28 protein-coding genes are annotated in these 26,652 nt (G+C 58.1%); 26 read left to right on the top strand and 2 right to left on the bottom strand.

The window, feature by feature from the left end:
- The first annotated feature begins 57 nt into the window (after positions 1 to 57).
- Positions 58 to 675 carry a hypothetical protein gene (locus Q666_RS51850; protein WP_023000419.1) on the top strand — a complete coding sequence of 206 codons (618 nt, stop codon included), beginning with the start codon at positions 58 to 60 and terminating at the stop codon, positions 673 to 675.
- Here the strand turns inward: Q666_RS51850 and Q666_RS51845 are convergent.
- Together Q666_RS51845 and ftrA are read right to left on the bottom strand one after the other, a co-directional pair.
- Positions 672 to 2,456, bottom strand: coding sequence for a radical SAM protein (locus tag Q666_RS51845; protein ID WP_023000420.1), 1,785 nt, complete (start codon positions 2,454 to 2,456; stop codon positions 672 to 674). The two genes, Q666_RS51850 and Q666_RS51845, sit on opposite strands and share 4 nt — an antisense overlap.
- Before the next feature lie 167 nt (positions 2,457 to 2,623).
- Positions 2,624 to 3,625 (bottom strand): transcriptional regulator FtrA, encoded by a 1,002-nt coding sequence (gene ftrA / locus Q666_RS51840; RefSeq protein WP_023000421.1) that lies wholly within the window; start codon positions 3,623 to 3,625, stop codon positions 2,624 to 2,626.
- An 80-nt stretch (positions 3,626 to 3,705) separates the two neighbouring features.
- Here ftrA and Q666_RS51835 point away from each other — a divergent pair, with 80 nt between their 5' ends.
- From Q666_RS51835 to Q666_RS0133415, 25 genes are all read left to right on the top strand, one after another.
- Complete coding sequence (locus tag Q666_RS51835; protein ID WP_023000422.1) at positions 3,706 to 4,104, top strand: rhodanese-like domain-containing protein; 399 nt, start codon at positions 3,706 to 3,708, stop codon at positions 4,102 to 4,104.
- Positions 4,105 to 4,329: 225 nt separating this feature from the next.
- Positions 4,330 to 4,800, top strand: coding sequence for a hypothetical protein (locus Q666_RS51830; protein ID WP_023000423.1), 471 nt, complete (start codon positions 4,330 to 4,332; stop codon positions 4,798 to 4,800).
- 148 nt (positions 4,801 to 4,948) lie between these two features.
- Entirely contained in the window at positions 4,949 to 5,419 is a 471-nt protein-coding gene (locus Q666_RS51825; RefSeq protein WP_023000425.1) for a hypothetical protein, read from the top strand.
- Between the two features lie 146 nt (positions 5,420 to 5,565).
- Positions 5,566 to 6,045 (top strand): hypothetical protein, encoded by a 480-nt coding sequence (locus tag Q666_RS51820; protein ID WP_023000427.1) that lies wholly within the window; start codon positions 5,566 to 5,568, stop codon positions 6,043 to 6,045.
- A complete protein-coding gene (locus Q666_RS51815) occupies positions 6,045 to 8,294 on the top strand; it encodes a hypothetical protein (RefSeq protein WP_023000428.1) in 2,250 nt (749 codons plus the stop codon). The genes Q666_RS51820 and Q666_RS51815 overlap by 1 nt, the downstream gene beginning before the upstream one ends.
- 325 nt (positions 8,295 to 8,619) lie before the next feature.
- Positions 8,620 to 8,841, top strand: a complete 222-nt coding sequence (locus Q666_RS65950) for a hypothetical protein (RefSeq protein WP_006936041.1) — start codon at positions 8,620 to 8,622, stop codon at positions 8,839 to 8,841.
- Complete coding sequence (locus Q666_RS51805) at positions 8,841 to 10,544, top strand: portal protein (protein ID WP_023000430.1); 1,704 nt, start codon at positions 8,841 to 8,843, stop codon at positions 10,542 to 10,544. The genes Q666_RS65950 and Q666_RS51805 overlap by 1 nt, the downstream gene beginning before the upstream one ends.
- On the top strand, positions 10,531 to 10,845 hold the full coding sequence (locus Q666_RS51800) for a hypothetical protein (protein ID WP_023000431.1): 315 nt from the start codon (positions 10,531 to 10,533) through the stop codon (positions 10,843 to 10,845). The genes Q666_RS51805 and Q666_RS51800 overlap by 14 nt, the downstream gene beginning before the upstream one ends.
- A 2-nt stretch (positions 10,846 to 10,847) precedes the next feature.
- Positions 10,848 to 11,759, top strand: a complete 912-nt coding sequence (locus Q666_RS51795; protein ID WP_023000432.1) for a hypothetical protein — start codon at positions 10,848 to 10,850, stop codon at positions 11,757 to 11,759.
- Positions 11,760 to 11,896: 137 nt separating this feature from the next.
- Positions 11,897 to 12,682, top strand: a complete 786-nt coding sequence (locus Q666_RS51790; RefSeq protein WP_031285083.1) for a hypothetical protein — start codon at positions 11,897 to 11,899, stop codon at positions 12,680 to 12,682.
- A 278-nt stretch (positions 12,683 to 12,960) separates the two neighbouring features.
- Positions 12,961 to 13,407, top strand: a complete 447-nt coding sequence (locus Q666_RS65945; protein ID WP_152533363.1) for a hypothetical protein — start codon at positions 12,961 to 12,963, stop codon at positions 13,405 to 13,407.
- A 14-nt stretch (positions 13,408 to 13,421) separates the two neighbouring features.
- Positions 13,422 to 14,330 carry a hypothetical protein gene (locus Q666_RS51785; RefSeq protein WP_023000434.1) on the top strand — a complete coding sequence of 303 codons (909 nt, stop codon included), beginning with the start codon at positions 13,422 to 13,424 and terminating at the stop codon, positions 14,328 to 14,330.
- A gap of 378 nt (positions 14,331 to 14,708) precedes the next feature.
- The gene (locus Q666_RS51780; protein WP_152533362.1) at positions 14,709 to 15,746 is read left to right on the top strand and encodes a hypothetical protein; all 1,038 of its coding nucleotides are present in this window, start codon (positions 14,709 to 14,711) and stop codon (positions 15,744 to 15,746) included.
- 212 nt (positions 15,747 to 15,958) lie between these two features.
- Positions 15,959 to 16,297, top strand: a complete 339-nt coding sequence (locus tag Q666_RS51775; protein WP_023000436.1) for a hypothetical protein — start codon at positions 15,959 to 15,961, stop codon at positions 16,295 to 16,297.
- Positions 16,298 to 16,318: 21 nt separating this feature from the next.
- Entirely contained in the window at positions 16,319 to 16,906 is a 588-nt protein-coding gene (locus Q666_RS51770; protein WP_023000437.1) for a hypothetical protein, read from the top strand.
- A complete protein-coding gene (locus tag Q666_RS51765) occupies positions 16,903 to 19,335 on the top strand; it encodes a hypothetical protein (protein ID WP_023000438.1) in 2,433 nt (810 codons plus the stop codon). Before Q666_RS51770 ends, Q666_RS51765 begins: the two co-directional genes overlap by 4 nt.
- A 3-nt stretch (positions 19,336 to 19,338) precedes the next feature.
- On the top strand, positions 19,339 to 19,839 hold the full coding sequence (locus Q666_RS51760; RefSeq protein ID WP_152533361.1) for a hypothetical protein: 501 nt from the start codon (positions 19,339 to 19,341) through the stop codon (positions 19,837 to 19,839).
- Between the two features lie 211 nt (positions 19,840 to 20,050).
- Entirely contained in the window at positions 20,051 to 21,391 is a 1,341-nt protein-coding gene (locus Q666_RS51750; RefSeq protein WP_152533360.1) for a hypothetical protein, read from the top strand.
- 90 nt (positions 21,392 to 21,481) lie between these two features.
- Positions 21,482 to 23,440 carry a collagen-like protein gene (locus tag Q666_RS66775; protein WP_023000442.1) on the top strand — a complete coding sequence of 653 codons (1,959 nt, stop codon included), beginning with the start codon at positions 21,482 to 21,484 and terminating at the stop codon, positions 23,438 to 23,440.
- Between the two features lie 9 nt (positions 23,441 to 23,449).
- Positions 23,450 to 23,722, top strand: a complete 273-nt coding sequence (locus Q666_RS51745) for a hypothetical protein (RefSeq protein ID WP_023000443.1) — start codon at positions 23,450 to 23,452, stop codon at positions 23,720 to 23,722.
- A 273-nt stretch (positions 23,723 to 23,995) separates the two neighbouring features.
- Positions 23,996 to 24,460 (top strand): lysozyme, encoded by a 465-nt coding sequence (locus Q666_RS51735; protein WP_023000445.1) that lies wholly within the window; start codon positions 23,996 to 23,998, stop codon positions 24,458 to 24,460.
- A complete protein-coding gene (locus tag Q666_RS51730; protein WP_023000446.1) occupies positions 24,460 to 24,813 on the top strand; it encodes a hypothetical protein in 354 nt (117 codons plus the stop codon). The genes Q666_RS51735 and Q666_RS51730 overlap by 1 nt, the downstream gene beginning before the upstream one ends.
- Before the next feature lie 7 nt (positions 24,814 to 24,820).
- Positions 24,821 to 25,048, top strand: a complete 228-nt coding sequence (locus tag Q666_RS51725) for a hypothetical protein (protein ID WP_152533359.1) — start codon at positions 24,821 to 24,823, stop codon at positions 25,046 to 25,048.
- Positions 25,045 to 25,299: a hypothetical protein gene (locus tag Q666_RS51720; protein ID WP_023000448.1), complete on the top strand. Its 255-nt coding sequence runs from the start codon at positions 25,045 to 25,047 to the stop codon at positions 25,297 to 25,299. Before Q666_RS51725 ends, Q666_RS51720 begins: the two co-directional genes overlap by 4 nt.
- 132 nt (positions 25,300 to 25,431) lie before the next feature.
- Positions 25,432 to 26,031: an NAD(P)H-dependent oxidoreductase gene (locus Q666_RS0133415; protein ID WP_031269103.1), complete on the top strand. Its 600-nt coding sequence runs from the start codon at positions 25,432 to 25,434 to the stop codon at positions 26,029 to 26,031.
- Positions 26,032 to 26,652: the final 621 nt, after the last annotated feature.

Raw genomic sequence — 26,652 nt, 5'->3', positions numbered from 1 at the left:
GAAGGCTGGTAGCGTCCGGCCATTGCTATTTTGACGTTTTTATCTGGAGGCTCAGCCTTGTCTTCATCCAAGGACGATCTGCCCGTCGGGCAGATGACGAAACATTTCGCAGGCAATATCTCTCAACTGAATGCCATCGTTCTGTCCGATTATCGCAGGACCGAGGAAAACATCGGTTATCACAAGGGCCGCCTGGACCAGGGTTTCAAGCTGCTGGTCCTCAAGCACTTGCCGTTGCCGGAAGTATTCGAGTTTCAGGGCACGACCTTGCGATCAGGCGGGCGGTATGGCCTGCCGGAGGAAACGCAGGAGGCGGACAGGCGACGCGCGACCGTGCATGACGGCATTCTGGCGGACCGCGGCGCTGCGGGATACCGCGATCTGCAGACCCGCGCCCTGAGCCTTGCAACCGTGACCGGGCCGAAGCGTCTGGTGAAGGTCATGCCCACGATCCGGCATGACGAACATATGGCCCCGCGCGATCAATATCCGATGGGCGGCGGTTTTCTGCAGTGGGACCTGAAGAAGCCCGGCTTGCCGTTTTTCTGCGCGGCGCATTTCAAACCGGGCGGCACGGTGGTGACCGTGGACGGCATATTTCAGGTGAACTCGGACAACTTTCTGGCCGATTATCCGCAGCGCGAGAAGCTGCAGAAGTATCTGCAGACGATTTAAGCTTTTGCCACCTTCGTTCCGCGCGCGCGCTGCTTGATGCCTTCCATTTTCCGATGGGTGGCAACTGCCTGACGGCCGCCGCGGGTCGCGGTGTAGAGTTCCAGCGTTTCGAACTCGGCCTTTTCCACCGATGCAATTGCCTGATCGGAATAGGCGAAGCGGTTCGGATCTGACCAGAGTTTCCTGATGAAACGCAGATAGCGCCAGCGGGTGGCAGTCAGGATGGTAAGGTTCCGCAGGGTTTCGAGATAATATTTCGGATAGAAGACCAACGGATTTTCCAGAGGCAGGCCCTGGCGGCGGTCCTTGCGGTATTTCAGTCGCAGAAAGCCGCCATCGAGCGAAAACACATTGTGCAGCCGGGACGCGGTTCCGTAAATGATCAGCCGATTCATGGTGGCGATCTTCTTGTTGCTGCCGAGGGCGGCAGCCCGGCGCAGAATCGTGCGGCAATGGTCCGGTGAATAGAAGCTGGCCCAGGCATCCAGATAGAGCTTGTCCAGTTCCTCCCCGGGCAGGTTCGGATGGCGGATGACATTGTGTGTGAGGTCGTACCGGTTGAGGTCCGGATGGATCCAGGTGCCGGCGGCGACCGCATCGCGGTGATCCTCCGAGCCGGGCAAGGGCGTCAGGATGGAGAGCGACAGGATATCGACGGCAAGCTCCCGCTTGAGGACGTCGATATCGTGAAGGACCGAGGCGCGGGTGTCGTTGGGAAAGCCGATGATGTAACCGGCGGTCAGGATGACCGGGTGTTTCTTCCAGGCCAGGAACATCTCCCGGTAGTCGGTGATCTTGTTTTGCCGTTTCTTGGAGCCTGCCAGATTGTCCGGATTGATGTTTTCCAGGCCGATAAAAACCTGATCAACACCGGCACGTACGCATTTCTCGATAAAATTCGGGATCTTGTGACAGAGGGTGTCAACCTGGATGATCAGCGTGAATGTGTGACCTTCGTCTTCCCGCATGCGGATGAGCGTGTTGAGAAAGGCTTCCCAGTTGCGATTTCGGGCGAAATTGTCGTCGGTGACAAAGAACTTGGTGACCCCGATTCTTGCGTGGTCGCGGATGATATTCTCCAGATCCTCCGTCGATCGGAACCGGCTGCCACGCCCCTGGACATTGATGATGCAGCAGAAGCTGCACTCGAAGGGGCAGCCACGGCCGAGATCGAAACTGCCATAGCCAAGAGTCGATTTTTCGACCTGCGCCCGATCGACAACGGGCACCGGCTCACCGGGCAGGGACGGCAAGTCCTTCAGGTGATCGTAGATGGGTTTCAGCTTGCCTGCATAGGCGTCGCGCAGGACCGGGTCGAACCGGCCGCCTTCGGCCTCGCCCAGAAAAAAACTGATGCCGAGATCTGCGGCTTCGCGCATATCGGCAGGCATCTGCGGCAGCATGGCCATGCAGCCGGTGATGTGAAAGCCGCCGATGCAAACCGGGAGGCCGGCCAGGAGAAATGGGCGAGCAAGATCGACAGCTCTCGGAAACTGGTTGCTCTGGACGCCGGTGAAGCAGATGAGGGCCTTACCGCCCCGCCGCTGAATACCGGCGATCAACTGATCCGGTCGGATGCGGCTGTTGCCTTCGTCAATTGCCTGGATGACCATTTCCACCTCAGGCCCCAGAACCTGCCTATGTTCGCAATCCCTGGAAATTCCGAGAAGACAGGAAAGTGAATTGGCCGGTATCGAAGTTTTGTGCCAGTGAATCGGATAGCCGTTGTCGTCATATTTCGTTGGCCTGATAAGAACCAGGTGAAAAATATCCGGTTTCATGGCTTTCCCCGCCGGTTGAATTATTCAAAATCAGGCTAACAAGGATCCGGTTCGGAGGAAATACTTAGATTACGTTTGGGAAGGTTCTCGCATTCGGGAAATATGTCCATGGTCCGCCGCTTTGATAAGTCTGCTGGGACAATACTCCTGGGGCAGGGCCGCTGGCATCAGGCCGTGCGAGCAGCGAAGCGGATGCGGTAGTCGGTCGGGCGCAGGCCGAGTTTCTTGCGGAAGTGGTGGCGGAGCGCGTGGGCGCTGCCGAAACCGACGCGGGCCGCGATTGTTTCCATGTCGTCGTCGCCCCGGCTGAGGATCTCCTTGGAGGCTTCCAGGCGCTCCTGAACCAGCCACTCGCCCGGTGTCAGCCCCGTTGCTTCGGTGAAGCGGCGCTGGAAGGTGCGCGGGCTGAGGCGGCAGAGGGCCGCCATGGTTTCAATGGTCCAGGCTGTCTGCAGCGCCTGCCTGACCCGCTCCAGAACAGGTGCGATTTCGCTGCCCTCGCGGTGGGCGACGGGGCGTTCCAGGAACTGAGCCTGGTCGCCGGTGCGGTGGGCGGGAACGACGAGGCGGCGCGCAACGGAGTTGGCCTTGTCGGCTCCGTAATCCTGGCGGATGATCTCGATCATCAGATCGATGCCGGCGGCGCTGCCCGCAGACGTGTAGATCCGGTTTTCCTGACGGTAGAGCGAGGCCTCGTCGACGGTGACGGCGGGGTGCCGCTCGCGCAGCTTGTCCGCGTAGCGCCAATGGGTGGTGGCGGAGCGACCGTCGAGCAGACCGGTGGCTGCTAGTACGAACGCACCGGAACAGATGGACACGAGCCGCGCGCCCCGGCTGTGGGCCTCGCAAAGCCGGTCGGCAAGCGCTTGGGGAACCGGGCAATCCGCCCCTTTCCAACCGGGTACGACGATGATGTCCGCCTCGGCTATGCGTTCCGGGCCTTGGTCTGGCACGAGTGTCAAACCGCCATGGGCGCGTAAGGGGCCTTCCTCGACCGGGCAACTGGCGAAGCGGTACCAGTCGGTGCCGAATTCGGGGCGGGCCAGACCGAATATCTCGGCGACGATACCGAACTCGAACGTGCAGAGCCCATCGTACAGCAGGGCGACAACAAGCGGCCCTTCCAGAGCTGAGGGGGCCGCGGTTTGAGGGACTGGATCTTTTGTCATGATATTTACGTATATAGTCAATCGCGCCAATTGCCAATCGGCGTTCAGACGAGCGACAAACAGCGGGAAAGGAGACCTTCATGACCAACAATGTCACCGCTGTTCCGGCCGCACCGAGCGATCTCGCCAGGGAACATTTTGCCGCTGAATTTACCTTCGAGGCCGATTGCTGGGATGTGCACGACGCCCTTCAGGGCGAGCCTGGCTTTGTGTTGCTGGATGTGCGCAGTCCGGCGCTGTTCGAAAAAGGCCATGTGCCCGGCGCGATCAACCTTCCCCACGGCAAGATCATCCGTTCCAAGATGGCCAGGTGGCCGGAGGAGACATTGTTCGTGACCTATTGCGCCGGCCCGCATTGCAACGGTGCCGCACGGGGGGCGTTGCGGCTTGCGGAACTGGGACGCCCGGTGAAGATCATGGCAGGTGGCGTGACCGGCTGGATCGACGAAGGTTTTGAGCTGGCAACCGGTAATTCATGAGCTGAGCCGCAGCAAGAGCCCCTGCCTGCCTGACCCTGCCTGCTTTGGCCGGTCAGGCGGGGGCATTACCAGCAGCATCGGTCGAAGAGAAACGATAGCTAGGGCCGCGGCAAGGGAAGCCTTCAGGAAAGCTCCAGCGGCAGGTTGCAAAAATTCACTGGATCAACCACAATCCTCTCAGGAACAAAGAATGAACATTTTTTAGGGAATTTGGACGCAGGACCCATGGCGGATTTTGAAGATTTGACCGGCTGGCGGGAAGAGCTGGCCGCATTTGAGAAGACGGAAGAAGGCAGGGCCTTCTTTGCCGGCAACAAGCGCTACGGTGGCATCAAAGTTCCATATGAGAACGTCGTGCAGATGGTTGAACTGATCCGCGGGGATGAAGAGCTGCACGAGGCTTTGAAGAAGACACTCTGGTTTGCTCAATACGTCGAGGAACATGACCTTGAGGCCTATGACGAGCAGTATCAGGAGCTTCATCCTATTGACGCTTACGATACCCTTATTTTCTTCGGACGTTGGTACCTGACGAAATCCCGGATTCACGCAGACAAAAGCAACCTACTGATCGCTGCAAATTTGGCGGATGACGTCGAGGCCGGGAATGTGACCGACCTCCGAACAGAGGAAGCGATGGATTTCACGAGGAAAAAATATTCTCCGTTCGTCTCCTTTCCGGGGGAGGAGACGTGATGGAGAAGGTTGTTGCGATAGATGCCAGTGAAATCAGCCCGATCATGAAAAACTTCGGGCTGGAAGGATTGATCGCCACCGCAAAACGGGGCTGAAAGAGCTTTGGAACAATTGATGAACATTTGAGACGAGTTTGGAAACAGGACCCATGGCGGATTTTGACGACATTACCGGCTGGCGGGAAGAGCTGGCCGCATTTGAGAAAACGGAAGAAGGCAGGGCCTTCTTTGCCGGCAACAAGCGCTACGGTGGCATTAAAGTTCCACATGAGAACGTCGTGCAGATGGTTGAACTGATCCGCGGGGATGAAGAGCTGCACGAGGCTTTACGGAAGAAAATCTGGTTTGCGGCCTATGCCGAAAAGCATGATCTGGAGGTTCACGATGATGAGTTTGTAGAGCTGAACCCGCTCGAGGCTCATGACACCATTATCGATTTCAGGAAATGGTACCTGATGAAAGCTCCGGTTCGCTTTGACAAAAGGGACATGATCGTTGCGACATGGCTGGCCATCGATTTGGAGGAGGGCAGGCTGACATCACTCAGAACTGAACAGGCCCGAGACTTCATCAAGGAAAACTATGCGTCTTTTGTCTCCTTTCCGGGGGAGGAGGCGTGATGGAGAAGATTGTTGCGATAGATGCCAATGAAATCAGCCCGATCATGAAAAACTTCGGGCTGGAAGGATTGATCGCCACCGCAAAGCGGGGCTGAGAGAGTTTCGGAACAATTAGTAACATTTGAGATAATTTGGACACAGCACCCATGGCGGATTTTGAAGATATTACCGGCTGGCGGGAAGAATTGCAGGCATATTACGAAGAAGGGGGGCAAGAGGCGGTCGATTATATCTATCGACATGATCCAGAGGTCTTCCTTGTGAGTACCAGGCTCTCCCAAGTGCAGCGTTTTGCTGAACTTCTGCTAAAAGACCCGGAACTTAGAGATGCGACTGCTCAGCAAATGGAGTGGTTGAAAGTTGTTGACGCCAATGGGGGAGCCGTTGGCAGGGGGGATCCGGAATGGGACAACCGGCCACTAGAGGCTCACATACTCATGGGAGACTTTTACGAATGGTACTGCCTGAAATCCGGGTATCCTCACGAAGCCAGGCACCTGTATAGTTTTGGTATGTTTACTGCCTGCGATGTCCTTGCGGGAAAATACGAATCTGTTCGGTCAAAGGCGTGTGTCGAATTTTTGCTAGATAGTGGTTACATCGAGCAAGACGAAGGAGGCTTGTGATGAGCAAGCAAACAGTCGTTGCACTCGACCATGCCAAGGTCGGGACGTTGCTCGCCTATACTGTCGAAAAAAAATTACCAAAAGAACAAATAAGGAACAAAGTATTTTCTGTTCTTGATGCCGTTGCTGGATTGGGCGACAAGGTTCTCTATGTACCAAGCGTTGGAACAACAGAACTCACAAACAATATTGCGATTGAATATCTGCCGCATTTCGATGGCTGGTTGAAAAAAAGAACTTACAACAACAAGATCCTCACAGCATCCGAGGTGAAATCCGAGCGGGCCAAGAAGAAATTCGATCCGGATAATAGGCGAAACTCGTCCAGAGGGGGGTATGAAGGCTGGGATATGGATGTCCGGCAGTTCATGCTGAATAGAAACAACAGAGAGAAGTACGATTTTCTCGTTATTAGTGCGGACGGTGCTTTTCTAGATAACAAATTCAATGCCGACAATGCACTTGAGCGCATGAAATTCAGACGGATGAGTTTCAAATCCCTGATGATCTCGATGCTCACCCATCCGGATGTACCGCTGACACCGCAACAGCACGACACAATTGTTCACGCAGCGAACTCGACTAGCCAAAAATTTGGTGCTTTTCACAATCTAGAGCAAAGTCACCCGAAGATTCCTGAAAGCTTCGAGGCAGCGCTCGAGATTAAGAACGCTCACCGACCGATTGAACTCAACGTTGGCAAGCGGTTTAAGAAGTTGGTCAAGAACGGCGCGCCGGTTTTCGTTCTTGGCCTTGCCGCGCCGGTGATATTCAACAAGGTTCAGGCACGTGCGGACGAGCGGAACATACCGTTTGCGCAGGCGGCAAGAGAGCTGGGGCTGGAGTTTACAGAGGACGATCTGAAGTCCATGGCGGCGGAGGCGGGCCTCGACCTGGCCGTTTCGCTGACGCCTGTCGGGCCGCTGAAAAAGGCCTGGGACGTTCTGGGCAATCTGGACGACATTATCGCCTTGACCCAGCTTTATGGCGAAGCCTATCCGGACAACCTGGTGATCCGGAAAATGGCCGAAATTGCTACAACCGTCGAAGGATCGGAGGCATTTGGCGCTTACGTTTATGGCCGGGACGCGCTGACAGGCGCGGTGGGCAGCGCAATCGACTGGGCGTTTGCCGGCAGCGAGGGTGAGGAAGAGGCCTTGCAGGCGCTGCAGGGGATACAGAACGCGCTTGAGGCCGGCGGAGCCGTGGAGCAGGCCGCAAACCGCGGCGCAACACGCGAAGAATTGACTGACACCCTGACGAGAGACGCAGAGCTGCACCGGGGACAGGTCAGGCAACTGTTGTCGGCGGCCCCGGTGGCGGCGACAGATGCGCCGCTTACGGCACCGCGGCTGGAGGACGGCAGTCTTTCTTCTGAAACCATCCTGATGGATGGCGGGCAAGTGCCATTGGGCGAGAAGCCGGTTCTGCCAGGCTCTTCCGCCATTCTGGCCCCTGGTTTTGAGGAGGCGCGCCAAAACGGCGTGTCTGAGGGCAGCGTGTCTGGAGCCGGCGCAGTTGGGGCCGAAGTGGGCACCGGCAAGCTGGACGGCGTGAGTGCCACAACGGCGGCCGATGTTGCTGACGCCTCAGCCGGTTTGGCTGCATCTGCTGATCTGGCCCGGAAAAGTTCCTATGACCGATATCGGCAGATCGGCAGAACTGCCGCGGAAGAGGCGGAAGCGCTTGCGGATTACGAAAGGCTGTTCAGGCAAAGCTATGTCGAACTGGGCGGCCACAAGGAGGCTGCCAGGGACTATGCGATTTACCGGTTCAAGCAGATGTGGGGTCTTTCGGCCTTCGCGCCGGAGGCGGAAGGGACCGTATTGAAATATGCGGTCGAGACAGCCTATCCGGATCTTGAAAAAGACGGACATGGTTACGTGCGCAAGGACGTTGAGGACCTGCTGAAAGCACAGGGTGTGCGCGCCGCGAAATGGCATCTGATGCCAAATGACAAGACCGGCCGGGACAGGCAGCAGGCCCCGGCGGACGAGGACGGCTACGGCCCGCGCATGACATTGACCTATGACGACGAGACCGGAAAGCGCCATTTGCTGACGGAAGACTTTCAGGCAAATGTCGGCCGGGTTCGGGACAGGGCGTGGCAGACGTACGCCAAAAACAACAGCAGGCGTGCCGCGTGGCACGCCCCTGCAGCGCCGGCTGGAAAGGTTCCGGCGGAACTGGCTGCCGCAGCGCCCGGTAAAGCCGCGCCGCTGGATGGAGCTTCCACCGGGGCGCGGTGAAAAAACACCGCCTCGGGCGCACAACCGGGAAGCTTCAAAAAGCCTTTGAGTGGCAAGAGCTTTCCGGAAATGCGTGTCTGAACAACAGGTTCAGACATCTGGCCTTGCTGGACGCTTCGTCAAAACAGGGCTAAAACAGACCTCATACCGGTACTTTGGAAAATTGCGGCTTGGCCGGCAGGAACGCTTTGGCGCTGCCGGATACGTCCGTTCGATTTTTTTCCGGCCGCCTGCGCGGACCGGCCTTGAGGCGCTGCCGCCGTGCCGGCAGGCGGCGCCGATTACACGTTTTCAAGACATTGAGAGAAAGGGACCACCCATGTGCATGTTTGGTGGGGGAGGCTCCAAGCAGCCGGACCCGGAACCGACACCGCCGCCGCCGCGCGAACCCGACCCGCAGCGGCAGGCGCGCAACCTGCAGGAAAACGGGCGCCGGCGCCGGGCCGCCGCCTATAACACCCGGGCCACCAACCTGACCGGCCCGCTGGGCGTTGCCGATTACGGCAGTGCCTCGCGGCCCGGTGTCACACTTTTGGGGCGTGCGTGATGGGGATTGTCGACGATCTGAAAACCGAGCTGCAATCGGCCCGTGCGGAACGCCAATGGGTGGAGGCGGACTGGCAGGACTATGTCACCTATACGGCGCCGGACATGGAGCGGGCCTTCAACCGGCCCGGCGGCGTGAGCGCCCGGGATGGCATGAGCGCCCTGCGCGGGTCTGCCGCCCGGGACCGGTCGCGCAAGCTGTACGACCCGACCGCTGTCTGGCTGCTGGACAGGCTTGCCTCCGGCATCGGCTCGCTGACCATGCCCGAAGGCTTTCCCTGGCATGGGGTCGGCTTCGGCGATCCGTTTGCGCCAGCGCCCAGCCAGGCGGACGAGGAGTTTTTCGAACTGGTGCGCGATCACCTGTTTCGTGTGCGGTATTCGGGACGTTCCGGCTTTGCGCTGGCCAACCGCTCGCGTCTGCTGTCCACCGTGAAACTGGGGACGGGTGTGCTGTTTCCGGTCGAAAACGAGGACAGCCTGGCCGATATCCGCACACCGGTTCACTACCGCTATGTGCCGCTTTACGAGATTTACCTGGTCATCGATGCCCAGGGCAACGATTGCGGGTTCTTTCGGGTGCGCACGCTGAAGGCGTGGCAGGCGGTGAAGGAATATGCCGGCAAGGTGTCGCCCAAGGTGAAGGAAGACGCAGCCGACGCGAAGCGCAAGAACACGGACTACACTTTCGTGCATGCCTGCTTTGTGCGCGAAGGCGGCCACGCCCAGGCAACCGACACCAGGAAATCCCGGTTCGAGAGCATCCACTTCGAGGAAGACAGCGGGCATATCTGCCGGCGGGGCGGCTTCTTCGAATATCCGCTGGTGATCAGCCGGTGGGACCGGGACGGGTTGTCGCCCTATGGCTCGCCGCCGCAGGCAAAGCTGATGAGCGACATCAAGAGCCTGCAGAGCCTGGCACGGGACGGGCTGATTGCCAGTTCGCAGGCGGTGCGCCCGCCGATCGCCACCCATGCGCAGGAGCGCCAGCTTGACCTCAACCCCGGCCGGATCAACCCCGGGCTGATCGACGAGCAGGGCCGGCCGCTGTTCCGGCCGATGATCGACACGGTGAACCCGGGGGCGGCGGATGCGCAGATCGAGACCATCCGCGAGAAGCTGCGGGTGGGACTTTATGGCGACCTGTGGCAGACGCTGCTGGAAGGCAATGGCCGCACGGCAACGGAAGCCAATATCCGCCGCAAGGAAATGGCCGACATGATCGGGCCGTTCTCCACCAACATCATGGCCGGAAACGAAGCCTTGTTCGAACGGGAGATCGGCATTCTGGGCCGAAGGGGCGCTTTTGCCCCCGGTTCGCCCCTTGCCCCGCCGCAAAGCGTGCTGGAGGGCGATGTGACCCTGACGCCGACGGCGCCCATCGACCAGATGCGCGAGGCCGGGCATTTCGAGGCGATCATGGGCTTCCAGGAATATCTCGGCATCGCAGCAGGGGCCGATCCCTCCATTCTGGATCTGCACGACCGGGAAGCCGAGTACGACCTGACCCGCCGCGCGCTGGGGCTGCCCGCCAAGCTGAGGCGGCGGCCGGAAGAGGTGGAGGCACTGCGGCAGGAACGGGCGGCCGAGCAGCAGCAACAGCAGCAGCTTGCGACCGGCGAAAGCATGGCGCGGATCGCCCGCGACGGGGCGCCGCTTCTGCAGGCCCTGGGCGGCGAAGGAGGGCTGGATGGTCTGGCGTAGCCTCAAACGAGCCGCCCGGCGGCGCCGGGAGCGGGCTGGAGTGCTGGAACGGGCCTATCGGTCCGTTTTTTTGTGCCCGGACGGCGAAATCGTGCTGGCGGACCTGGCTGCCGAATGTGGCATCTACCAGGCGCCGCCGGTGAACCTGGAGCCAAGGGCGGGCGGTTATCTGGACGGGCGCAAGGCACTTTATGCCCGCATCCTGGCCATGATCCGCATTCCGCCGGAAGAGCACGCCGCGCTGCAGGAAGCCGCCCGGCTGGAAATGCTGCCCGAGTTCGAAACTGACGAGGAATATTGACGATGTACGACGCGATCCAGCCGGCAGCGGGGCCGGAGGCCGGCGGGCATGACGGTTCTGGACAGGATGGTATGGGACATCGCCCTTCGGAGGGGGGAGGTTTCATCGACGGCCTGAGCGATGCCGACCGGGACATGGCCGCCAGCCATGGCTGGCGCGATGCCGCCGGCATTCTGGAAAGCTACCGCTCGCTGGAAGACAGACTGTCCGGGGCGCTTAAGGTTCCGGGCGAGGAGGCCGGCAGCGAGGAGCAGGCGGCCTTTTATGCCGATGTTTCCAGCCGCTGGACGCCGAAGGACGGCTATCGCTTCAAGATGCCCGAGACGCTGCCGGAAACCTTTCCCTACGACCGGGCCTTTGCGCAGGAAGCCGGAGACTGGTTCAAGGAGGCGGGGCTTCACCCGGAGGCAGCGCAGAAGCTGCACGACCGGTGGGTGGGCAAGATGGCAGAGCAGTTTTCCGCCCATGAGGAAGCGGCTGTTGACGCCGCGCAGAAACAGGGCGAGGCCGCCGAGGCTGCGCACCTCTCCCTGGTCAGGGAATATGGCGAACCGGACAGCGACGGCTATCAGAACGCCATTGCCAAGGCCGACCGGGCGCTGAGCACCCTGAAGACGGCCGGGGTGGATCTGACGGGATGGTTTGCGGAAAAAGGCGCCCTGACCACGGCTGGCAGCGACGGTTTGCAGCAGGTGACGGACCCCGTGGCGGTAAAGCTGCTCGCCTTCATCCACGACAGCGCCTTTTCGGAAGACGGCCTGAACGGTTTCGGCTCGGGTGGCGAGGGCGGCAATCCCTTCGAGACCGGCAATCCGGACCTCAGGCAGCAGTCGGACCTTCTGGAAAACAGCCCCTTGCGGGCACGGCAGATGATCGTCGCGGCGGGGCGGGATCCACAGTTGTTCGGTCTCTGAAAATGCCGCCGATTTCGGAAGAGGTTTTCGTGCCGATTTCAATTAAGGGTTGATCTGGAACAAATAATGAACATATTCTGATTGTTCAGCGTTTCGACGCTTTTCTTCGCGAGCGATCATATTTTGAGGGATCCGGAATGAAAACAAGCACCTTTCGTTGTTTCAAAGGATTAGGGGCAATTCTCAAAGTGACGGGGATCATTGTTCTCCCGTCGGTTTGCCTGGCTGCAGATGGTTCCGCCATCCCGTGGGAACAGCAGCCTGAAATTCTTCGCTCGGAGATTGAGGGCTATGTCAAATCAAGCCTCGATCCCGCCACGTTCAAGGTGCGGGTCGCGGAGGACGTCCGCGTGGTTTATCTGGGCTTCTCGCCTGAGGAAATCGACCAAAATGCGGAGCAGTTTCCGGATGTCCCGGGGCATCGCATTTCGCACCTGCCCTATGGACGGAATGACTATTACAGCATTCCGGTGGATGAGTTGGATTACCAGCTTTCCAACACGATTACCGTTCTCAATGTCGATCTGGCCAAGAAGCCGGGGTCGGGAGAAGGTAGTGGCGAGAACAGCACGGAATTGACTGAAGTCCTTGCACCGAAAGGAGGGTTCTTTCAGTCGCTCGGATTATCGATTTTTGAGTTGATGAAGGTCAAGGACGGTCGAGGCACCCTCGTCGAATTCGGGCCGCCAATGACGAAGTTCGGCGATTTCGAGTTTTCCTTTCGGGACAAGGTTCTCGGAACGCCTTGCACATCGGTCTTCGAGTTCGCCGGGTTTGACGACGGTGGACAGGAAAATACCATGGTTGTCTATTCCGGCGCCGAACCCGGTTCTGCCGACCAGCTCCAGTGCCTGAAGATGCAGTCTTTGGTCTTCCTGCGGCCTGCGAGCCTACCACTTTCCACAGCGCTCGAAGAGAGATGAAACTCGCTGGCAGGTGTCGGTTTATTGCGCATTTCCATAAACCTGCACAAGCTGACACCTGCCTGCAAAGTCGTGCTGTGCCATGAGCAATCGTGCCACCTGATGCCAGCAACCCGTCTGTGGAGCAGGTCAGACACCCCGGCAGAAAAATCTGGCGATCTTTTCAGTCTCCGGTGCGAAGGCCTGGCTTTCTAACCGGATGCAATTAACGGTTGTTTTTTGGAACATATCATGAACAATATACCGGTATCAAAAGATCGAAATCGGAGAGTTCGATTGTGAAACTATCAAGACTATCGGGCATTTTGTTGGGCCTGTTTCTCGTTGCCTGTGCGTCAGATGAAGAGAGAAATTTATCAGGTGCAAACGGGAAAACGGTGGTTTCGGCCTGTGATCCCGGACCGATTTTCGAACGGCTTGAGAAAGAAATGAAAACCGGTCTTGCTGGCGCGGATCAGGAGAGGATTTCTCGCGTATACAACGAATATTTTCGAATAGTGAGAATTTGCGACAAAACTCAAGATATGACTTATGTCGTGAAGCAAGAATATGCTGATAAAAGAACCGCCGCATTTCTCGGTTTTCCACCGCCTCCCCCGTATATTTATACGCAAAAAATATCCCGAAAAGGTGAGCTTTGCCTCAGTCGGGAGGGCTCGGAAAGTTCGTTGATTTCCGCACCGAAATGGTATTGCGAAAAGGGCGGTTGGACTGACAACATTTAGATAAGGGCCAAGTAATGGATAATCACAGACAGCAAACGATACGCATCGGTGAGTACAAGCTGTTTGGTGTTGCCTCACATATTGTCATCACAGCTCATGATGAAACCGGCAAGCAGATCTGGGAAGTCAACGGACTTTCACATGACAGGCAAAATAATATAATTCCAATAGGAAAACCCTGGGACGGAAGCGATACGATCAAAGGTCACTTGGATAATTTTTCAAGGATGGGGCATCTCGTCGACAACCAGACAACAATTATCGCGGGGACGCCGGCTGAAATCGAGGCATACAGGATAAGAGCTCGCAGGGCTATTGATCGGATCAATGCTCAAAACCTTGATTACAGAATCGACAACCAAAATAGCAACAGCGTGGCGGGGACGGTCCTGAAGTCTTTCGGGATTTCGCCACAGGAATTGCTGAATTCAACAAGGCATCAATTTGAAAAACCAGTCCCAGGCTTTACCGAAGATCTGATCGGCAACAAAGATGTCTTATCTGCAGGATCGGCGCAGTCAGATCCTGAATTGGATGGTCAGTCGGCGCATGGCAACAGATTACGAAACCATGTTTCTGCTCCGTTTCCGATGCCGAGACCTCATTTGGCAGCGGATGACAACCGTTCGAGGGATAGTCAGCCCGCGTTGCGTGGCGAAAGTGATATTCCGCCGCCATCCTTGAGCGAACCGAAGAGCGGTGAGGCTTTTGAGAACGGTCCCATTCCGAGCGCCAAACCGAGTAGAGCTCGCTCTATGCTCCAGCCTGATAATCTGAAGAATGCAAATCCATTCGACGTGAGAAAACCCGACCTCAAACAGCAGGCCTTCCTTTTGGACCATCAGCCGACGAAGGCGAAGCAGCTTATCCTTTCTGCTGGACGAAACCCGGAGTTGTTCGGGTTCAAGGGTGTTGTCGTTTAACTGAACGACTCCTCGAATTTACGTGGTCCGATGCATTACCTCACAAATCGGATCCATCAGACGCCAGATACTTGCTCACTTGCGAAGTCCTTTGTGCGCTTTGCCGTCAAAGCAACGCAGGCCTGTGACTGTCATCGCGATATTGCCACCTCGGCTGAGCGATCGTACCCGCTTTGAGCGATTTCTGCCCCGTTAATCGGGGAAACGGAAGTCCTCCAAAACTGCGTATTACTTTTTTCAACCGGAACGTTGCTTCAGCTACTTCAAAATTGGAAGGGGCGACTTTTTGGCAAATTGCCTGCGGCCATGGCGAGAAAACGTGCGCCATCGACAGCAGTCCGTTCGAGCCGGAAAATTGTCAAAATCAAAGGAAATTCAATGACATCTCAAATTTCAGACATCGTCGTCCCGCGTGTGTTCACCCCCTATATGGCGGAGAACAAGCCGGCCAAGCTGATCATGCTGGAAAAATCCGGCATTCTGGCCGGTCCGGCACCGGAAATCGGCAAGCGCTTCAAGGCCGGTGGCAACCAGATTGAAGTGCCCTATTGGGAAGACCTTGATGATGCCGAGCCGACGGTGATCGACGACAGCGACAACAAGATCGGTGTCAGCAAGATTACCGCCAGTGACATGAAGGCCTACAAGCACCGCCTGGCCAAGAAATACGGTGCCAAGACGGTGGCAAGCTATGCCGCAACGGGCCGGGGCGACAGCGCCATGAACCGGGTGGCGGAGCGGATCAGCGCTTACTGGGGACGCCGCAAGGAAGAGCGCATCATTGCGACGGCTGAAGGCGTGATCGCCGACAATGTCGCCAATGACAGCGGCGACATGGTCTATTCCATCTATTCCGATGTCGGTTCGCCGACGGCTGCCAACCGCATCAGCTATCAGGCGATCAACCGGGCCCGGCTGACCATGGGTGAAAACCTGGACGACCTGCGCGTGATCGCCATGCACAGCTTCGCCTATGGCACGCTTCTGGACGACGAAAAGATCGAGTTCAAGAAACCGTCCGAAGCGCCGTTCGAGGTGCCTTACTACGCCGGAATGATGGTGGTGCATTCGGAAATGATGCCGGTGACGGCGGGTGCCAATTCGGACGAATACTCCTGCTTCCTGTTTGCACCGGGCGCTTTCATGCATATCGACGAAGTGCCGAGCCGCTCGACGATCTACGGCAACGAAGGCACCGAAATCACCCGTGATCCGGACATCGGCGACGGTGGTGGTGCCGACTATCTGACCACCCGCCGTTTCGAGCTGATCCATCCGGCCGGAATGGACTTTACGGCGTCCTCTCTTGCCAAATCCCAGGGGGCGAGCCTGGCCGAACTGCGCAACGCGGCCAACTGGGACCGGAAATACAACCGCAAGAACGTGAAGCTGGCCTGCCTGAAGGTGAACATCTGACGGCGTACCCAGCGGGCAGTCTGGAGGCGAGCGACCGCAGACATCCACCCCAACGTTTTTGCCACCGATCGACGTTTCTGCCCGTAGCCTTTCCTGCGGGCTTTTTGTTTGGTCGGTTCGACCCCTCATGGGCCTGATCAAGTCAGGGCCTGCCAAACTTCTTCGGGCGGCGTTTGCCGCCCTTTTTCATTTTCTCGAAAAAGAGGCCAGACATGGACGAGATCATCATGCGCCGCTTGCGGCATCTCCAGCGCCTGGAAGAACAACACGAAGCCGATTTTCTTGCCCGTTGCGCCCCGGCCAAAACCGAGGTCGAAAAGCGGCAGGAACACCTGGCGGATGCGCTGGCCGCGGACTGGAACCGCAAGCAAAGGGCAGCAAGGCAGCCACAGGCCGAAAAGCCGCTGCCCAAAGGCTGGCGCAAGGAGCACTGGAAGACCCAGCAGGCCATGGCCGCGGATTATGCCGGTGTGAAGGCCGCCAACAAATACGAGGCTGTTCAGGCGCTTGCTGCCTATGAGGCCAAAGCCGGCAACCTTGCCGCCGCCTGATCCTTTCAAGGAAACTGTTTCATGTCGGGAACCGTCAACACAGCCGTTGAGATGGCGAACCTTGCGCTTGCGCATCTGAAAGAAGCGCCCATCCGCGACTTCGATTTTTCCTCCGTGGCGTCGCGCTGGTTCAGGAACCATTATGCAGCGCACCGGGATGCCTATTTGGCCATGCACGACTGGGACTTTGCCATCGAGCTGGTGAACCTGCCTGCGGAAACCGAAAAACCGCCGTTTCGCTGGGCCTACCAGTACAAGCTGCCGGCCGACACGCTTCGCATTCCACAGCAGAGTGTTGGTGGATCGCCGGGAGGGACGATCATTCCCTTCGAAGTGGTGGGCCAGCGCATCATGTCGGATCATCCGCCGCCGTTTCCGCTCCGCCATGTGCACCGGGTGGTGCGGGAGGCCGAATTCGCGCCGCTGTTCGTGAACGGGTTCGCCCTGTTTCTGGCGGCAGGCTGCGCCCATTCGATCACCGGAAAGAACAGCCGTGCGGAAGCCTTGCGCCAGGCGGCGCGGGAAGCCTTCGACCAGGCCGGAACATCCGACGCCCTGCAGGGCACGCCGCTGCCCATGATTGACCTGGATATCATTGCAAACAGATGAGCTATCACCTTCAAGCCACATTCAGCCGGGGCGAACTCGACCCGGAGCTGATCTACCGTTCGGACCTGGAACTGTTCCGGTCCTCCCTGGCCGAATGCCGGAATTTCCTGACCCTGAAACGCGGCGGTCTGCGCCGGCGCGGCGGCACCAAATTTATTGCAGAGCTGAAGGACAGCAGTCGGCAAGGCTGGCTGATCCCGTTCGAGTTCGGAAACGGGCAATATTACATGCTTGAGTTCGGCCACTACATGTTCCGGGTGTTCACCAGCGAGGGGCGGGTCGGCACTGTTGAAGTGGCGACACCCTATTCCTCCGAGGTTTTGCCACGGCTGAAATTCGTGCAGTCGACCGACACGCTGTTCATCGCCGGAGGCGGCGTTGCCCCGCAGGCGCTCAAGCGGTTGTCGGAACTTTCCTGGGCGATAGAACCGATGGCGTTCAGGGATGGGCCCTATCTGGATGTCAATATCTCGCCGACGAACCTGAAACCGGCCGGCACGGGCAATGCTGTTCCGAAAATGACATCGAACTCAGCCCCGAGCGGAGTGGTGTCTGCCTCCAACGGCAGCGCTTCGGCGTGGCAGGTGTTCAGCCGGTCGGAGGGCAAGACAGTGCTTTCATCCGGGGCAACGGGTTGGGTGCAATACCAGTTCCCCAGCAGTGTCGTGATCGACGCCTACATGCTGCAGGCGCCGAACGACAACAGCCAGAACGACGACATGCCCTGGCAGTGGAACATTGAGGCGTCGAACAACGGCTCCGACTGGACAATTCTGGATACGCAGGACGGTCAGGATACCTGGGCCTCCAACGAATGGCGGGAATATGATTTTCACAACGAAACCGCCTTTACTCATTACCGGCTGAGCTTCACGCAAGGAGGCGGATCTGCTTCGGACAATTCCGCCATCGGGCAACTGGTGTTTCACCAGGCTGGCAACGATCAGAACCCCTTCACGCTGACCGCATCAGGCACTGCAGGGATCAATGGAGGTGCCGGCTTTCAGTCGTCTGACGTGGGGCGGCATATCCGGTTTCGCGGGTCGGACGGGTTCTGGCGCTGGTTCCGGATCTACAGCCGCCAGTCGGCAACCACTGTCAAGGTGCAGCTTTTCGGCCAGGCACTGCAGGACACCAAGGCGCAAAGCATCTGGCGGCTGGGGGCATGGTCCGGCACGACGGGGTGGCCGGAAACGATCGGCTGGCACAAGAACAGGCTCGCCTTCGCGGGCACCAGCGAGGAACCGCAGAAGATCTGGGAAAGCCAGACGGAGGACTTCACCAATTTTTCCGTATCCCATGTCCTGAAGGCATCCGACGCGGTGACCGCGGGCATTCTTTCCGGACAGGTGAACCGGATCCAGTGGCTGGTCGATGATAACGACCTGATTGTCGGCACGACCCGCGCGGTGCGTGCCGTCGGCAAGGCGACCGATCAGGACCCTTACGGGCCGGAGAATGTCGACCAGAAGCCTGAAACGAATTTCGGCGCCAATGACGTCAGCCCGATCAAGGTGGGGTCGGTGCTGATCTACTACGGCCCTTATGGAACCGACATGCGCGAAATGGCCTATGACTTCGGCTCCGATGGCCGGGTGTCTCAGGCGGTGAGCGAGGTGCAGTCGCATCTGTTTCAGGATGGGATTTCCGGGGCCTGCTACCAGCAATATCCCGATAGCGTCATCTGGCAGTGGGACCAGAAAGGCCTCGGGATCGGCTTCACCTATGAACGCCAGCAGCAGGTTTATGGCATGCAGCGCCACGATTTCGGTGGTGTGGTGGAATGTATGGCAGACCTTTCGGGCGCTGGAGCGGACACCGTCTGGATGATCGTGAAACGGACCATCGACGGACAGGTGCGGCGGTACATCGAAATCATGCAGCGGCCGTTTCCGGGCGGGGCAATCGAGGATGCGTGGCATCTCGATTGCAGCGCGCGCTACGAAGGCCAGCCGGCAAACACGGTCTCGGGACTTCAGCATCTGGAAGGCGAAGAGGTGATCCTTTATGCCGATGGGACCGACTATCCGGCAACTGTGACCGCCGGAGAAGCGAGCCTGCCGAATGGCCAGACAGCGGAAAAGATCCTGGTCGGGCTGAATGTTTCGGCGAGGGCGAAGACCTTGCCGTTTCCCATTAATGCGCAGGATGGCTCAGCCATGGGCCGCAAGATGCGCGTAGACAATTGCAGCATCGCGGTTCTGAACACCGGAACCCTGAAGGCCGGGTCAGACGAAACCTTTCTGGACGAGCTGATCTACTACCGTGCGGGAGATCCTGCCGGAGAGCCGGCGCCCTTGCGCACTGGGGTGCTCGACCAGCCAATAGAAACGCGATGGGAAGACGGGGGGCAGCTTACGCTGGCAGCCAGCGGCGGCAAACCCTGCACCATCCTGGCCGTTAATTTCGGCCGAGACGTGGAGCCTTAATTCATGTGTCACCCAGCAATATTGGCTGCGGTCTCCGTTGCGGGATCGCTGGCCGGCGGCGCCGTGCAAGCGCAGGGCGCGCGCCAGCAGGCAGATGCCCAGGCAAAGGCGGAAGAGCGCCGTGCAGAACTGGCCGACCGCCAGAAGGCGGTCAACCAGACCCAGGCTTCTTTTGAGCGAAAACGGACCCTGGACAAATACGAAAGGGCACTCGGCTTCAACCGGGCTGCCGGAGCCGAACGCGGGCTATCGCAAACCGGTTCGCTGACTGACGTCGCGGACGACAATGCCTTTGAAGCGGCACAAAGCATCGAGGCAATTCGGTATGGCGCGGAAGGCAAGCGGGACAATCTGACCTTCGAGGCGAAAACGGCCCGGGAGCGGGCACATTCGAGCCGCCGCGTGGGCCGTATCAGCGCCACCGGTGCCATGCTGGGTGGTGTTACCCAGGCATTCACGACGCTTGGCAATGCCGCCTACAACGGTGCTTTCAAATTCAGGTGACAAAACGGTACTGACAATGGCGAGGTTGCAGAAATTCAATGGTGCCGACAGCCTTCCGGGCGTTGGCAGTCCGCAAGTTGTCGCTGACACCGCGGTTGGACAAGCTGTGGCAGGGCTGGGACAACAAATCCGCCGTTCGGCAGGGGCTTTCGGTGATCTTGCCGGGACCGCTGCTCAAAGACGCAGGCGAATTGAGGACTTTAAAGTTCAAATGGCTCAACGGGAATTTGACGCCAGGTTGAAGGAAAAGGCTGCGGAGGAACAGCGGCAGGCGCAACCAGGCGGCTTCGGCTTCACCGAGGCCATGATGGCTCATCTTGAAAAGTCTAGAGAGCAGGCGCTCAAGGAACTGCCTGCAGGTTCAAGAGATGCGTTCAACCGCCACGTGGAGGCGCAGCGCGACCGCTATATCAACGGCTTTGCTGCAATTGAGGCGGGGGAAAACGAACGCTATTTCCAGCAGGGTTTGGAAGAAGAAGGCATCCGGCTGGCATCAGAGGTGCGCGAGAACCCGGATGGTCTCGAAGAAGCATTCGAACAGGCAAGAACGTTGCTGTCGGCTGCTCCCTTGCCGGCCGTAGGCAAAGAGGCAGCCTATGCGAAAATAAGCGAGACACTGGCAGAGGCGTGGGCTGAGACAAGACCGTTTGAAGAACTGCTACCAGCAATCGGCGACGAACTTGCAAGGCGAGAGATTGCAGGACCGGAAGGTTTAGGAAATGAGCTCGACCAGGTGGGTGAGGCCGTCAATGGCCCCGACGGGCCGGAGGCGTTTGCGGACGAAAGCCAGGTTCTGGCAGAGCGGCTGAAACTGCTGCCTGGTGAAACACTGGGCCGAATGCAGGTAAATGCCGTTAAAAGCAGAGCGGCGATTGCTGCTGGGGAAGTTGGCAAGATCGAACGCCGCATCGAGGCGAGTTTTGGCCAGTTCGACAAATACGAGATCGAAGCAAACGGGTTGCTCGACCCAAGGCAGAAAACACGACTGATCGCTCAGCTTGAAGTCGCAAAAAAGGAGCATATCGCGAACATTGAAGCTGCGAACTGGCTCTTGTCTTCTGAAGAAGGGGATCGGGGACCGCAGCGCCAGAAGAACGCAGACCGGGCGTTCATCTTTCTGGAAAATGGCGAAATCGACCGGGACACACTTGCACTCAAGATTGTGGAAACGAAGGGCGTTGTTCCGGAGAGTTATGCCGCCGCTTTGAGCAAGGGAACTCGGAGCAACGAACCCGAGGTCATTTTACGAGCATACGAAAACCTCGCAAAGGTTCTGGCGTTGGCACCGCAGTCGGCGGTGTTGGCAAAAAGAGAACGCAACCTTGTCGACAGGTTTGAAAAGTGGACCCTTTTGACAAAAGGCTATGGCCTGAGTCCTGAGGAAGCCGCGGAGACGCTGGCGAAAGGCAATGATTCTGGTTCTGCGCACAATCTGGAGGAGGCTTTTGACCGGCAGTTTCCTGATTGGGAAGGGAAAGACCTCGGCAGCCAGACCTTGAAAGAGTTGCTGACACCTGCAGATACAAGAATTCCAGAAGGATCTGGCGGATAAGCGCAACAGGTTCAATCCGGCGAGAGCCTTTTCGAGCCGCCAATGTGACCGTGGCTCAATTTCTGATCTCAAATTTTACCAGGGAACTCCATGACAGTAGCAGCCTTGACCGAAGGCCGCGCCCAGATCACGGGCGACGGCGTGACGGATCGCGTCGACTTGCCTTTCCAGTTTGTCGACCAGAACAACCTGCAGGTATCGCACCGGACTGCAACCGGCGTGATTACCGTTTGGCAGTATCAGCAAAGCCCGGGCAACTGGCACTTTACCGGCGGCAACTTCGGCACCGGTACCGTGCTCTTTGACGCCAGCGCATTGCAGGCAGGCGAAACGCTGACGGTTCTGCTGGTGAGCAAATACGATCAGCCTTACAGCCTGGCGGGTGGTGAGATTGACCCTGCGGTCATGGAACGCGCCATGGACCGGACGGCGATCAACATGCAGTCGGTCGCCACTCGGGCGCTGATCGAGGTCAACGGCGGCTTTGACCTGAAAGGCCGGCGGATGATCAACGCGCTTGATGCGGCCGATAATCAGGACTTGCCGACGCTGCAGCAGGTTCTTGAAATCGCCTCACTGCCAGGCGCGCAAGGGCCGAAAGGCCCGGTCGGCAACCAAGGCCCGACGGGTCCGTCCGGTCCGCAAGGCCCTGCGGGTCCGCAGGGACCACAGGGGGAACGTGGCCCGCTCGGTTATGAAGGTCCGCGAGGCCCTACCGGCTATCAAGGTCCGGAAGGCCCGCGCGGTCCTGAAGGGCCATCCGGTCCGACTGGCTCGCAAGGACCGATTGGGCCGCAGGGTCCACACGGGCCAGAGGGGCCGATTGGCAAGTCATTTGACCCGGATTACACCGGCCTGACGGCCGACCGTGCAGCCTATGACGCCGAACCCAAAGACACGTCCTTTCTCGATACCGAGGCCGGGATTGTTTATTGGAAGCTCTCCAACGCGGTCGGCGCCTGGTCGACGGGCGTCAACTTCGGGCGCGGGCCGCAGGGCTTGCAGGGGCCACAGGGCATTCAAGGCCCGGCTGGTCCTGTCGGGCTGAACCACCGGGGAACGTGGAACGTGGCAACCGCTTACGTCGAGCGGGATACGGTCAGCCATGACGGGTCTTACTTCATCTGCGTGGCGGCTCACACCGGCGTCACCCCGGAAGATGCTGCGGCCGAATGGGACATTGTCACCGCCAAAGGGGAGCGCGGCCTGCAGGGGTTGAAGGGCATTCAGGGTCCGGAAGGCCCGCAGGGCGTGCAAGGTCCGGAAGGTATCCAAGGCCCGAAAGGTGATACCGGCGCGCAGGGGCCGACGGGCGCGGAAGGTCCGCAAGGACCGCAGGGCGATCCCGGGTTGAGCTATCGCGGTGTCTGGACTTCGGGCGAAACGTACAATTCTGACGAAACGGTCACATACAACGGATCTTCGTATATCTCGTTGCGGGTGAGCATCGGACAGAACCCAAGCATTTCGCCGGATGATTGGGGCCTGCTTGCTGCAAAGGGTGATGTGGGGCCGGTTGGCGCAACTGGTCCGGAAGGGCCACAAGGTTCAACCAGTTACGACGCCGGGACCGTTGGCGGCCTGACGCCAAGCCAGCTTTTACGGTCCGACATCGGGGGCACGATCAGCGGTAGTCTGACCGTCAACGGTCACGTCTACGCCACCGGCTACGTTTACGTGAACACGGACAATAGCGGCGACGCCTGGATTGTGTTCAAGGATGCAAACAGCGGCGGTGCAGACCGCCTTTTAGGCTGGGACGACAGTGCGAATGCCCTTGTTGCTGAAGAGAATGACGGCGGCATTCACAAGCTGGCGCTTGTTTATGACGGCTCAAGTGTAAACGAAACCAACTTTCCGATTGGGCATATCATCTGGGCATCTGCACCCGCCGGGATCAACAGAAACGCTTCACGAGCCTGCTACTTGCACACGGCATCAACGGGCTACGCCGACAGTTCGGACGGTAACAGATCTTCCGGCCTATCGGGCACTTGGCGATGCCGAGGGCAAGCCGGTGCTGTCGCCATCTATCAGCGTGTTGCGTGAGGAAAAGGCATGACCGAAATCAACGTCAAGACAACCGTCATCACCAATTTTCATGGCTTCTTTGCAAACCACGAAACCGACCACACCCTAACCGATATGTCCAAGATTGTCGGTGCGTGCTCCTATGATGTGCAACACGCAAATGGGTACACGGAAACAATCGAAACCGGCTTGCGGCCGGGCGAAAACTTCGGGTGGAGCATTAAGGTAATCCAGGCTGCGCAGGCCTGGCGAAACTCCGGTGGGGTCATTCCGGAATGGGTTCCGTCTACGTCTGAATAAACTCGGCCCAACCGACCGAAACACGCACCGCCCTTGAGGCGGTTTTTTTATGCCTGAAAGGCACTCCAATGAAATTGGTTTCAGACTGGCGCGCGGTCCTGCAAAGGGCTTGGAGCGTGCGCCTTATGCTGCTTTCTGCGCTGCTCTCTGGCGCGGAAGTGGCTCTGCCCTTTTTGGGCGACTTCATTGCGCCGGGCTTACTTGCAGCCCTGTCGGCGCTCACAGTGTCGGCCGCGTTCGTGGCCCGGCTTCTCGTACAAAGGAACATGAACGATGGGACGTAAAACCCGCCTTGTCGGCGGCATTGGCACGGCTGCGATTGTGCTGGTCGGTGCCTGGGAAGGTCTGCGCCTGGCGGCATACCGGGACGTTGTCGGCGTTCCAACCGTCTGTTACGGCGAAACGCTCGGGGTGAAGCTTGGGGACAAGCACACACAGGCCGAGTGTGACGCAATGCTGTTGGCCTCGTTGCAACGGCATGAAGCCGGAATGAGAAAGTGCCTCAAGCGGCCGGATGCCATTCCCGCAAAATCCTATGTCGCGTTCGTCAGTCTCACCTACAACATCGGGGTAGGGGACTTTTGCCGGTCGACTGCGCGCAAGCGTCTCGATGCCGGGGACGTGCGCGGCGCCTGTAACACAGCCAAGTGGTTCAACAAGGCAGGCGGCCGGACGATCCGGGGACTTGTAAACCGCCGTGCGGCCGAGCATTCGCTATGCCTGGAAGGGCTGCGGTAATGCCGGTGATCGCCTGGATACTCCAAAGCCGCACCGCGTGTGCTGCCCTCGCCATTGCCGCCGTTCTGGGCGGCTTTTTTGTTTGGCACAAGGTCGACAAGTCGAGCGCGGTTCGCCAGGCCGTTGTCGAGTATGTGGCCGACGCGGAATTGACCGCAGCCCGGGTGCAGCTTGAAGAACTGAAACGCCGGAAGGTTGTCACGGAACGGGCAAACCGGCGTTTCCTCTCTCTTATCGATCAGGCCAACGCGGAAGCGGAAGCCGCAGCAAAGGAGTTGGAACACTATGTTTCGACCGTTGGGGATGGCTGCACTTTGCAGCCTGATCTTTTTGAGCGCTTGCGCAACCAATGACGACCGGTTGCGAACGGCCGCCGCATTGTCGGCACAAGTGGAAATCACCAAAGAGCTTCCGGGTTATCCGGACGACTGCCGACAGAAAGAAGCGTCCGGCGTTCGGGTCGGGGAGCCTCTGGACGTGGCCCTGATCCGGACAGACCAGGCGCTTGGCCGGGCCAATGCCCGCGTGATGCGGTGCAGCCGGTGGTTCGACGAAATCAAACAGGGCTACGCAGGGGGCGTGCAATGAACGAAGATCAGATGCGGGAAATCGCCCGTGAAGGTGGCAAAGAAGGCGGCCGGGAAGCTGCCCAAGAAGTACTCAAGGCGCTCGGTGTTGACATCGAGAATACCATCGAAGCGCAGAAAGACATGCACTTTCTGCGTGATCTGCGAAAAGGAACGTCCAGCGTCAAAGGCAAGGTGATCAATACCGTTGTGGGGGCGTTGGCGCTGGCTGGCCTCTACAAGCTTCTGTCGGGAATTAGATGGGGGGCTTGAATTCTCAAAAAGGCATTGTTCGTTAACTTGACATACTGTTCACTATTTTAATTCTAGTTATTCGAAAATATCAAAACTATCTCCAATTAACGAACAAACGCCGATGCCGGTTTTGAAACTTTGGAGATCAAGATGTCCTCACCGTTGAAATCAATTCTGCATGTCAATGCCTCAGCACGTACCGCCGGTTCAGTGACGCGTGACCTCGGGCAGACCTTCGTGACACGTTTGCTGGCAAAATCACCAGATGCAAAAGTCCTTACTCGCGATGTTTCCCAAGGGGTACCGTTCCTGAGCGAAGAGTGGATTGGCGCGACTTTTACAGATCCTGCTGCACGGAGTGCAGAACAAAAAATGGTGCTTGCTCTGTCCGACACGCTTGTTGGAGAATTGAAGGAGGCAGACACCATCGTAATTGGGACGCCTGTTTACAACTTTTCTATTCCGGCTACGCTAAAAGCCTGGGTTGATATGATCGCGCGAGCAAGAGAGACGTTTCAGTACACTGAGAACGGACCTGTCGGTCTGCTTCAGGGTAAAAAGGCGTACGTCATCATTGCCTCTGGTGGAACCAAAATAGGATCAGAGATCGACTTTGCCGGAAATTACCTGAAGCATATTCTTGGCTTTATCGGCATCTCCGATGTGACAATGATCGCGGCAGATCAATTGATGATCGAACCGGAAAACCGTGACGCAGCACTGGCTCAAACGATAGAGTTGGCCGCATGAGCGGAACCTGTGTTGAGACCTAATATTCCAGTGTTTGAAATTGCGGAATGCAACAGGCTTCCTGTGAAGTGAAATTTTTGGTTGTGTCTGGGCAGCTGCGGCAATTGCCCAGTCTCCAGTGCGTTCGGGCGCTATTTCTCTCCCTCGACACCCGTACGAGCAATCAATTCTGGAATCAGCACAGCATCTTCGGCGGCTGCACCTTCTGGTGCAGCCGACTACGCCGGGAATCTAAAATTGTTCGTTGAATTGTCCTGCTGTCTGCTCGGCGCAGCTCGTTTTCTTTGATTTTTTGCCGTTTGGTTCAGATTGCACCAACTACAATTGCAGCCAAAAACGCAAAGGCTGCTAGGAAGGCAATCATGTTCAGGTTCCGTACAAGGGTCATATGTCCGCTCCCGATTACCTCTTTCTGACGGGGTGATACTAAGTCAGCATAATGCCGAAGCGAAGCAAAAAAGATGCTGCAGCGCAGCGGAGAATTGCATTCCAGGGTTGTGTTTGTTGAGGAAGCATTAAGTAAAGCCTTGATTGGAAACGTTCACTGCCTTTTGCGAAAAAACAGAACTAATTTGTCCTGGAGGTACGATCGAGGGTTGCAAATAATTATTTGGCGCGTCG

This window comes from Labrenzia sp. C1B70, assembly GCF_000475395.1.
GTDB classification, from domain to species: Bacteria; Pseudomonadota; Alphaproteobacteria; order Rhizobiales; family Stappiaceae; genus Roseibium; species Roseibium algicola.
The sequence above is the reverse complement of the archived record's forward strand: the minus strand, read 5'-3'. Positions and strand labels throughout refer to the sequence as shown.

Excerpts from the sequence above, each read along its gene's own strand:
- Q666_RS51830 (WP_023000423.1), top strand. The coding sequence starts at position 4,330 with ATGGCGGATTTTGAAGATTTGACCGGCTGGCGGGAAGAGCTGGCCGCA.
- Q666_RS51825 (WP_023000425.1), top strand. The coding sequence starts at position 4,949 with ATGGCGGATTTTGACGACATTACCGGCTGGCGGGAAGAGCTGGCCGCA.
- Q666_RS66775 (WP_023000442.1), top strand. The coding sequence starts at position 21,482 with ATGACAGTAGCAGCCTTGACCGAAGGCCGCGCCCAGATCACGGGCGAC.
- ftrA (WP_023000421.1), bottom strand. The coding sequence starts at position 3,625 with ATGACAAAAGATCCAGTCCCTCAAACCGCGGCCCCCTCAGCTCTGGAA.
- Q666_RS51835 (WP_023000422.1), top strand. The coding sequence starts at position 3,706 with ATGACCAACAATGTCACCGCTGTTCCGGCCGCACCGAGCGATCTCGCC.
- Q666_RS51785 (WP_023000434.1), top strand. The coding sequence starts at position 13,422 with ATGGATAATCACAGACAGCAAACGATACGCATCGGTGAGTACAAGCTG.
- Q666_RS51815 (WP_023000428.1), top strand. The coding sequence starts at position 6,045 with ATGAGCAAGCAAACAGTCGTTGCACTCGACCATGCCAAGGTCGGGACG.
- Q666_RS51795 (WP_023000432.1), top strand. The coding sequence starts at position 10,848 with ATGTACGACGCGATCCAGCCGGCAGCGGGGCCGGAGGCCGGCGGGCAT.
- Q666_RS51805 (WP_023000430.1), top strand. The coding sequence starts at position 8,841 with ATGGGGATTGTCGACGATCTGAAAACCGAGCTGCAATCGGCCCGTGCG.
- Q666_RS51750 (WP_152533360.1), top strand. The coding sequence starts at position 20,051 with ATGGCTCAACGGGAATTTGACGCCAGGTTGAAGGAAAAGGCTGCGGAG.
- Q666_RS51780 (WP_152533362.1), top strand. The coding sequence starts at position 14,709 with ATGACATCTCAAATTTCAGACATCGTCGTCCCGCGTGTGTTCACCCCC.
- Q666_RS51730 (WP_023000446.1), top strand. The coding sequence starts at position 24,460 with ATGCCGGTGATCGCCTGGATACTCCAAAGCCGCACCGCGTGTGCTGCC.
- Q666_RS0133415 (WP_031269103.1), top strand. The coding sequence starts at position 25,432 with ATGTCCTCACCGTTGAAATCAATTCTGCATGTCAATGCCTCAGCACGT.
- Q666_RS51820 (WP_023000427.1), top strand. The coding sequence starts at position 5,566 with ATGGCGGATTTTGAAGATATTACCGGCTGGCGGGAAGAATTGCAGGCA.
- Q666_RS51760 (WP_152533361.1), top strand. The coding sequence starts at position 19,339 with ATGTGTCACCCAGCAATATTGGCTGCGGTCTCCGTTGCGGGATCGCTG.
- Q666_RS51775 (WP_023000436.1), top strand. The coding sequence starts at position 15,959 with ATGGACGAGATCATCATGCGCCGCTTGCGGCATCTCCAGCGCCTGGAA.
- Q666_RS51770 (WP_023000437.1), top strand. The coding sequence starts at position 16,319 with ATGTCGGGAACCGTCAACACAGCCGTTGAGATGGCGAACCTTGCGCTT.
- Q666_RS51720 (WP_023000448.1), top strand. The coding sequence starts at position 25,045 with ATGAACGAAGATCAGATGCGGGAAATCGCCCGTGAAGGTGGCAAAGAA.
- Q666_RS51845 (WP_023000420.1), bottom strand. The coding sequence starts at position 2,456 with ATGAAACCGGATATTTTTCACCTGGTTCTTATCAGGCCAACGAAATAT.
- Q666_RS51735 (WP_023000445.1), top strand. The coding sequence starts at position 23,996 with ATGGGACGTAAAACCCGCCTTGTCGGCGGCATTGGCACGGCTGCGATT.
- Q666_RS51790 (WP_031285083.1), top strand. The coding sequence starts at position 11,897 with ATGAAAACAAGCACCTTTCGTTGTTTCAAAGGATTAGGGGCAATTCTC.
- Q666_RS51800 (WP_023000431.1), top strand. The coding sequence starts at position 10,531 with ATGGTCTGGCGTAGCCTCAAACGAGCCGCCCGGCGGCGCCGGGAGCGG.
- Q666_RS51765 (WP_023000438.1), top strand. The coding sequence starts at position 16,903 with ATGAGCTATCACCTTCAAGCCACATTCAGCCGGGGCGAACTCGACCCG.
- Q666_RS65950 (WP_006936041.1), top strand. The coding sequence starts at position 8,620 with ATGTTTGGTGGGGGAGGCTCCAAGCAGCCGGACCCGGAACCGACACCG.
- Q666_RS51745 (WP_023000443.1), top strand. The coding sequence starts at position 23,450 with ATGACCGAAATCAACGTCAAGACAACCGTCATCACCAATTTTCATGGC.